Source organism: Gammaproteobacteria bacterium, assembly GCA_029880545.1.
In the GTDB taxonomy this organism is placed as follows: Bacteria; Pseudomonadota; Gammaproteobacteria; order Acidiferrobacterales; family SZUA-150; genus JAOUOD01.
Genome location: JAOUOD010000018.1, coordinates 1 through 5,459, shown reverse-complemented (window position 1 = coordinate 5,459; position 5,459 = coordinate 1). Strand labels below are relative to the sequence as shown.

6 protein-coding genes are annotated in these 5,459 nt (G+C 56.9%); 4 read left to right on the top strand and 2 right to left on the bottom strand.

Annotation, left to right across the window (positions count from 1 at the left end; genetic code table 11):
• From OEZ10_14550 to OEZ10_14540, 3 genes are all read left to right on the top strand, one after another.
• The coding region (locus OEZ10_14550) for a 3-methyl-2-oxobutanoate hydroxymethyltransferase (protein ID MDH5634187.1) at nucleotides 1–216 on the top strand (216 nt) is incomplete at its 5' end.
• A 9-nt stretch (nucleotides 217–225) separates the two neighbouring features.
• Complete coding sequence (gene panC, locus OEZ10_14545) at nucleotides 226–1,089, top strand: pantoate--beta-alanine ligase (GenBank protein ID MDH5634186.1); 864 nt, start codon at nucleotides 226–228, stop codon at nucleotides 1,087–1,089.
• A 45-nt stretch (nucleotides 1,090–1,134) separates the two neighbouring features.
• Nucleotides 1,135–1,515, top strand: a complete 381-nt coding sequence (locus OEZ10_14540) for an aspartate 1-decarboxylase (protein MDH5634185.1) — start codon at nucleotides 1,135–1,137, stop codon at nucleotides 1,513–1,515.
• Between the two features lie 33 nt (nucleotides 1,516–1,548).
• Here the strand turns inward: OEZ10_14540 and OEZ10_14535 are convergent, their stop codons facing one another.
• The gene (locus OEZ10_14535) at nucleotides 1,549–3,912 is read right to left on the bottom strand and encodes an EAL domain-containing protein (protein ID MDH5634184.1); all 2,364 of its coding nucleotides are present in this window, start codon (nucleotides 3,910–3,912) and stop codon (nucleotides 1,549–1,551) included.
• Nucleotides 3,909–4,913: a hypothetical protein gene (locus tag OEZ10_14530; GenBank protein MDH5634183.1), complete on the bottom strand. Its 1,005-nt coding sequence runs from the start codon at nucleotides 4,911–4,913 to the stop codon at nucleotides 3,909–3,911. The genes OEZ10_14535 and OEZ10_14530 overlap by 4 nt, the downstream gene beginning before the upstream one ends.
• A 140-nt stretch (nucleotides 4,914–5,053) precedes the next feature.
• On the opposite strand from OEZ10_14530, the gene OEZ10_14525 reads away from it, so the two are divergent.
• A partial coding sequence (locus OEZ10_14525) for an AAA family ATPase (GenBank protein ID MDH5634182.1) occupies nucleotides 5,054–5,459 on the top strand: 406 nt, incomplete at its 3' end.

Sequence of the window (5,459 nt, the reverse complement as noted above, 5' to 3'; positions counted from 1 at the left end):
GCAGAGTTGCAGATTCCCACCATTGGCATCGGCGCGGGGCCGGATTGCGACGGCCAGGTACTGGTGTTGCAGGACATGCTCGGCCTGTACCCGCGTCCGAGCCCGAAATTCTCGCGCAATTTCATGCACGACGCCGATTCTATTGGCGGCGCTATCGAGGCCTACGTCAAGGCTGTCAAAACCGGCCAATTCCCGGCTGCGGAACACAGCTTCTGAGTTAAACCCATGCTCCAGGTGAATACTATTTCCGAGCTGCGCCAGTGGCGCAAAACCTGTCTTGCCGAAGGCAAGCGCGTGGCATTTGTGCCGACCATGGGTAACTTGCACGACGGTCACCTGACCCTGGTGCGCGAAGCCAGGAAACATGCGGATGTGGTTATTGCCAGCATCTTTGTTAACCCGCTGCAATTTGGTGCCAATGAGGACCTGGACAGTTACCCGCGTACGCCCGAGCAGGACCGGGCGGCATTGATGGCCGAAGGTGTGCAGTGCCTGTTCATGCCATCGGTGACCGAGATGTACCCGCGGGGCGAGGCTGAGCAAACCTTTGTCGAAGTCCCCGGGCTTGGCGGAATATTGTGCGGCGCCTCGCGACCGGGGCATTTTCGTGGCGTGGCGACGGTGGTCTGTCGGCTATTTAACCTGGTGCAGCCGGATGTGGCTGTATTTGGCAAAAAAGACTACCAGCAGCTCATGGTCATCCGGCTGATGACCGCTGACCTGGGCATGCCTATCGACATTATCGGCGTCGATACCGTGCGCGAAACCGATGGCCTGGCCATGAGTTCGCGCAACAATTACCTGGATGCCGCCGAGCGTCAGCAAGCGCCGGTACTATATAGTGTGCTGCGGCAGCTGGCCGAGTGCCTGCAATCACAGGGAATTGCCGGGATAAATGCCTGTCGCGAGTCTTGTGTTGCCCGGCTAAAGCCCGCTGGATTTGAGCTGGATTACCTGGAGCTGCGCCGACAGGCGGACCTGGCACCGCCGCAGGCGAACGATACGGCGCTGGTGATCCTGGTGGCGGCGCGGCTGGGCAAAACCCGCCTGATTGATAATCTTGAGGTGGATTTGAAACTCCCGGCCTAAACCGCGATAATTAGCGGATTCTGTTTGATTGGATAGACTGCATTTATGCAACGTACATTGCTTAAAGCCAAGGTGCATCGCGCCACGGTGACACACTCTGAACTGCATTACGAAGGCTCGGTTGCCATTGATGAAGTGCTGCTGAAAGCGGCGGACATTATGGAATACGAGCAGCTGGAAGTGTACAACGTTACCAATGGTGAGCGTTTCAGCACCTACGCGATTCGTGCCGAGGCCGGTTCCGGCGTGATTTCGGTCAACGGCGCTGCCGCTCACCGTGCCAATCCCGGCGATATCATTATTATCTGTACGTACGCGCGTGTTGATGAGAGCGAGGTCGCCGGGTTCAAGCCGCGACTGGTATACGTCGACAGCCATAACGCCATTATCCGTCTCGGTCACTCCATCCCGGTCCAGGCCGCCTGATCAATTCCAGGCTTATGACTGCCGGCGGCGCACCTAGATAACGCCCCTGCCGGCAAACTGCTGTTTGTAGGTATCACACCACTCAATAAACGCGTCGGCCGGCATCGGCTTGCCGATGCGATAACCCTGGGCCAGGTCGCAGCCAAGAATGCCAAGCAGGTCAAGGGTCTCCATATTCTCCACGCCTTCAGCAATCACCTTGAGCCCGAGGTTGTGCGCCAGGTCAATGGTGGCGCGCACTATCATCGCGTCATTGTCATCCCGGTCCATGTCACGGACAAAAGAACGATCCACCTTGATATGGGAAACCGGCAACTGCTTAAGGTACGACAGTGACGAATAACCGGTGCCGAAATCATCAATGGAAATCTGCACCCCTCGCTCAAACAGCTCACCCAGGGTTTTTTGCGCGTACATCGGGTCGGTCATGATTGCGCTTTCAGTCAGCTCGATGTGAACCTTGCCGGGACTGACGTTGTTGGCTTCCAGCGCCTGTAACAGTTTGTCGGTCAGTGCCGTATCGTGCAGGTTGTGCACGGAGATATTGATACTGATACCGATATCCAGCCCGTGATCCTGCCAGCTTGCGCACTGGCTTACGGCGCGCCTGACTATCCAGTCCGTCAACGGCTGAATCAGGCCGGTATGTTCAGCCAGCGGGATAAAGGTTTCCGGTCCCACGTCTTCCCAGCGCTGGTGCCCCCAGCGCAACAGTGCCTCGGCGCAGACCAGTTCGTAGTTGCGGGTATTGATAATGGGCTGGTAATACAATTCAAGAGAGTTGTTTTGCAGCGCATCGCGCATCTCGGTCATCAATGACAGGCGATCATGACTGTATTCATCACGCCGTGGATCGTACAGGGCATGGCCGCCACCGCGCCGCTTGGCCATGTACATGGCCACGTCAGCGCGCTGCAAAAGAATGATTTCGTCCTGGCCGTGATCAGGGTACTCGGCAATACCAATACTGACGCCAACGGTCAGGTTGTATTCATCCAGTATGAACGGCTTTTCAAACGCGGCGCAGATCTTTTCGGCAGTACTGATCGCATCTTTCTGTGCCGTCTCCGGCAGCAGGATGCCGAACTCATCACCACCCAGCCGTGCCACCAGGTCGGAATGACGCAACAGTTCGGTCAGCCGTTCCGCGGCCTGTTGCAGGATAAAGTCGCCCATGTGATGACCCAGGGTGTCATTGATATCCTTGAACCGGTCAAGATCAATCATCAGCAGTGCAAACGGAGTCTTGTAGCGCTTGCTGCGGAAAATTTCGCGCTCGATGGAGCCGATCAATAACTTGCGATTGGGCAGGTCGGTGAGCGGGTCATGCAGCGCCTGGTATTCAAGTGCCTCGGTTTCGCGCGCTATCTTCAGTGCCAGGCTGGCAAAGCGATCATGAAGGATATCGATAGGGTCGCCGTGTTTTGTATCCTCGGTATCATCCACATCCATGGCAACCGAAAAATCCACCACGCGCTGGGTCAGGCTTTCGATGCGCTTGACGATCCAGATGATCATCAAGCCGAAGGTGACAACATAAATCAGCGCGGTCATCGCGCGCGAACGATGCGCAGACGACATGATGCTGTCGGTCAGCTCGGTCACCTCGGCATTGGGCAGCAGCGAGGCAAAACGAATGGTGACATCGGACGCGCCATAATCAAAAAAGCCCAGGCCGGTAACAAAATAGTTTTTGCTTGCCAGCTTGAGTGTTGTGCCTGCCGGCAACATGTCTTCATGGCTGCTGACAATAATGTCGTCACTGGAGCCGGACAACAGTGCAATAATATCGTGGCCGGTGGATGGTGCCTGCGAGCCTGCAAGGAACCGGCCATCTACCGGCGATGCCAGCAGCATCATGGCGCGTTGCTGGCCGGAGCCGGAGCGTACCGGTTCCGAGGTCACCAGGTAGGGCTGGTTGTTGAACGACGTGATAAAGCTTTGCTGCCTGCTGAGTACCAGCAGCATTTCATCAGGCCGCAGCAATTGTGACGGCACCGGGTCAGCCGGGCTGAAGTATTCACACACCTGGCGTTGATTGTTCAGCAGGAACACCATGCGCGGCTTGATAAACCGGCGCATCAGGCCCGGTTTCGGTAACCACGGCGGTGACTCCTTGTGTTGCCTGGCGCTGCAATTATCCGGCAGCCTGGTAATGTGACGGGTTGCGGCGCTGTTGGATGCCAGCAATGCCACGGCATCATTATGCGACTTGATGTATTGATCAAAACGCGTGCGATGTTCCCGGGCTTTTTCCGACAGCTGCGCTTTCAGTTTCTTGGTAAAGGTTTCGTTGACCGCCTGGCTTTCAAAATGATCAGAGATCAGCCACGTCAGCGTGGCGGTGAGGGCGACGACTGACATCGACTTGAGTGTCAACGAGCTATTCAGTTTCATGGCTTGTGAACCCCGTCGTTATTGCCCGGCCCGCCGATCAGTTCATCCTTGTTGAACTTCCAGCCATGGCGTTTCAGTTGCGATACCGGGATAAAGTCATAGTTCCGGTATTCGGATTCTACGTGTTCCATCAGGTGCGTCACCAGCGCAGACGCCGGCGCCTTGCGAGTATGCTTGTCGCTCCAGGTGGTCAGGTTATAGGTGCGGTACATGGGATAGCGACCGGTCAGCGTATGTTCCGGCAGCTTCGGGTTCATGCCGTCAATTTTCAGGTACTTGATCTTGTCGCTCATCTTGTAGTGCCTGATCATGAACAGGGTTTCATAACCAATCGACCCGGGCTTGTTGGCCACTTGCGACAACATGTCCTGGATCACGCCCACTTCAAACAGCGTCGGTGAAAAATCCGATTCCTTGTCCAGCAGCGCATGCCAGTGACCGGGCCTGACCTTGCAATGCAATCGACCCACCGGGTTGATATGGTTGTGTGCCGGGTTATCACCAAGCGGGGAGATGGTCTGCCATTCGCGGATACCGCCCCGGAATATGCCGCGCGCTTCTTCCATGGAAAGGTTTTCAATGGGATTGTTTCGCTGCGTAATCAGGGCAATGGGCGCAATGCCAATGGTATGAAACTCGAGCCCGGGCAGGCGATCGGTTTTTCCCGGCGGGCAACAAAACGCTGCCACATCCACGTTCTTGCGGTTCAGTCGCCCGGCGGAAACGCCGCAACTGCCGGTTTCGATATGAATATTCAGCTTGTTTTTGGCGGCGTATTCGCGAATAACCTGGTGCAAGGCCGGGTGGGTTTGCTGCCCCAGGGTGACGACGAGGTCAGCCTTTCTGAATGGTTCTTCGTAACGGATGGGCTGCGCGCGCCAGTCCGATGGCATGGGCATGGCATCGTTCGGGCTGGTAAAATCAACAGCCGACAGCGTTGATGCGCTGATCAACAGGCAAAATCCGGCACTGAGCTTCAGCACGCTGCCCCGCGTTCTCATGTCCTTGAAATCCCTCTGTCCCCTGAGTGCTTTTGTATTTATGATTCAGATAATAACATCATCAGCGCCGAAAGCTGAATGATGCAAACGTACCCATTGCAGTCATGGCTGCCCAAACCCGCGAGTATTAAAGACTGCTTATGAATACACCCGATCCATCGATCCTGCTGCAAGAATCCGAGGTTTATCGCCACTGCGAATCCGCCCGCGTAGAGCTGGGTGACGCCGGCGCGCCGCTGCGGCCGGTAGGGCAGGCACGCGCCGAGGCCGCCATCCGTTTCGGCCTGCGCAGCGCGCGTGCCGGGTTCAATATTTATGCCGCCGGGCCGCCGTCCACGGGCAAGCGCTGGCTGGCGGAGAAACTGGCGCGCGAGTACGCGGCCACGCAAACACCGGCATTTGATGTCCTGTATGCACCGGTGCCGACACAACCGCAACGACTGCAGATCATCAAGGCAGCGCCCGGCAGCGCCGCCGGACTTGCCGACAATATGGATCGCTTCCTGGCGCAGCTTTCCCAGGCGTCCAACCGCGACCACTGCCTCG

Coding starts and splice junctions, on each gene's coding strand:
- panC (MDH5634186.1), top strand. CDS start 226: ATGCTCCAGGTGAATACTATTTCCGAGCTGCGCCAGTGGCGCAAAACC.
- OEZ10_14540 (MDH5634185.1), top strand. CDS start 1,135: ATGCAACGTACATTGCTTAAAGCCAAGGTGCATCGCGCCACGGTGACA.
- OEZ10_14535 (MDH5634184.1), bottom strand. CDS start 3,912: ATGAAACTGAATAGCTCGTTGACACTCAAGTCGATGTCAGTCGTCGCC.
- OEZ10_14530 (MDH5634183.1), bottom strand. CDS start 4,913: ATGAGAACGCGGGGCAGCGTGCTGAAGCTCAGTGCCGGATTTTGCCTG.